The 1833-nt window shown below is 58.9% G+C and carries 3 protein-coding genes; 2 read left to right on the top strand and 1 reads right to left on the bottom strand.

Going from position 1 to position 1833, the window contains the following annotated elements:
- Positions 1–1038: Tet(A)/Tet(B)/Tet(C) family tetracycline efflux MFS transporter (gene tet / locus HMPREF0549_RS08685; RefSeq protein WP_003717930.1), on the top strand; the 1038-nt coding region annotated here is incomplete at its 5' end.
- A 238-nt stretch (positions 1039–1276) separates the two neighbouring features.
- Here tet and HMPREF0549_RS10250 read toward each other — a convergent pair.
- The gene (locus HMPREF0549_RS10250; protein ID WP_000818063.1) at positions 1277–1627 is read right to left on the bottom strand and encodes a hypothetical protein; all 351 of its coding nucleotides are present in this window, start codon (positions 1625–1627) and stop codon (positions 1277–1279) included.
- A gap of 16 nt (positions 1628–1643) precedes the next feature.
- On the opposite strand from HMPREF0549_RS10250, the gene HMPREF0549_RS09585 reads away from it, so the two are divergent.
- Positions 1644–1833 (top strand): Rop family plasmid primer RNA-binding protein (locus tag HMPREF0549_RS09585; protein ID WP_003692311.1); only part of this gene is annotated, 190 nt, incomplete at its 3' end.

Below are 1833 nucleotides of genomic sequence, written 5' to 3' on the forward strand. Positions count from 1 at the left end.
TATGCGTTGATGCAATTTCTATGCGCACCCGTTCTCGGAGCACTGTCCGACCGCTTTGGCCGCCGCCCAGTCCTGCTCGCTTCGCTACTTGGAGCCACTATCGACTACGCGATCATGGCGACCACACCCGTCCTGTGGATCCTCTACGCCGGACGCATCGTGGCCGGCATCACCGGCGCCACAGGTGCGGTTGCTGGCGCCTATATCGCCGACATCACCGATGGGGAAGATCGGGCTCGCCACTTCGGGCTCATGAGCGCTTGTTTCGGCGTGGGTATGGTGGCAGGCCCCGTGGCCGGGGGACTGTTGGGCGCCATCTCCTTGCATGCACCATTCCTTGCGGCGGCGGTGCTCAACGGCCTCAACCTACTACTGGGCTGCTTCCTAATGCAGGAGTCGCATAAGGGAGAGCGTCGACCGATGCCCTTGAGAGCCTTCAACCCAGTCAGCTCCTTCCGGTGGGCGCGGGGCATGACTATCGTCGCCGCACTTATGACTGTCTTCTTTATCATGCAACTCGTAGGACAGGTGCCGGCAGCGCTCTGGGTCATTTTCGGCGAGGACCGCTTTCGCTGGAGCGCGACGATGATCGGCCTGTCGCTTGCGGTATTCGGAATCTTGCACGCCCTCGCTCAAGCCTTCGTCACTGGTCCCGCCACCAAACGTTTCGGCGAGAAGCAGGCCATTATCGCCGGCATGGCGGCCGACGCGCTGGGCTACGTCTTGCTGGCGTTCGCGACGCGAGGCTGGATGGCCTTCCCCATTATGATTCTTCTCGCTTCCGGCGGCATCGGGATGCCCGCGTTGCAGGCCATGCTGTCCAGGCAGGTAGATGACGACCATCAGGGACAGCTTCAAGGATCGCTCGCGGCTCTTACCAGCCTAACTTCGATCATTGGACCGCTGATCGTCACGGCGATTTATGCCGCCTCGGCGAGCACATGGAACGGGTTGGCATGGATTGTAGGCGCCGCCCTATACCTTGTCTGCCTCCCCGCGTTGCGTCGCGGTGCATGGAGCCGGGCCACCTCGACCTGAATGGAAGCCGGCGGCACCTCGCTAACGGATTCACCACTCCAAGAATTGGAGCCAATCAATTCTTGCGGAGAACTGTGAATGCGCAAACCAACCCTTGGCAGAACATATCCATCGCGTCCGCCATCTCCAGCAGCCGCACGCGGCGCATCTCGGGCAGCGTTGGGTCCTGGCCACGGGTGCGCATGATCGTGCTCCTGTCGTTGAGGACCCGGCTAGGCTGGCGGGGTTGCCTTACTGGTTAGCAGAATGAATCACCGATACGCGAGCGAACGTGAAGCGACTGCTGCTGCAAAACGTCTGCGACCTGAGCAACAACATGAATGGTCTTCGGTTTCCGTGTTTCGTAAAGTCTGGAAACGCGGAAGTCAGCGCCCTGCACCATTATGTTCCGGATCTGCATCGCAGGATGCTGCTGGCTACCCTGTGGAACACCTACATCTGTATTAACGAAGCGCTGGCATTGACCCTGAGTGATTTTTCTCTGGTCCCGCCGCATCCATACCGCCAGTTGTTTACCCTCACAACGTTCCAGTAACCGGGCATGTTCATCATCAGTAACCCGTATCGTGAGCATCCTCTCTCGTTTCATCGGTATCATTACCCCCATGAACAGAAATCCCCCTTACACGGAGGCATCAGTGACCAAACAGGAAAAAACCGCCCTTAACATGGCCCGCTTTATCAGAAGCCAGACATTAACGCTTCTGGAGAAACTCAACGAGCTGGACGCGGATGAACAGGCAGACATCTGTGAATCGCTTCACGACCACGCTGATGAGCTTTACCGCAGCTGCC

Origin of the sequence: Limosilactobacillus vaginalis DSM 5837 = ATCC 49540 (assembly GCF_000159435.1) — a bacterium.
Lineage (GTDB): Bacteria > Bacillota > Bacilli > Lactobacillales > Lactobacillaceae > Limosilactobacillus > Limosilactobacillus vaginalis.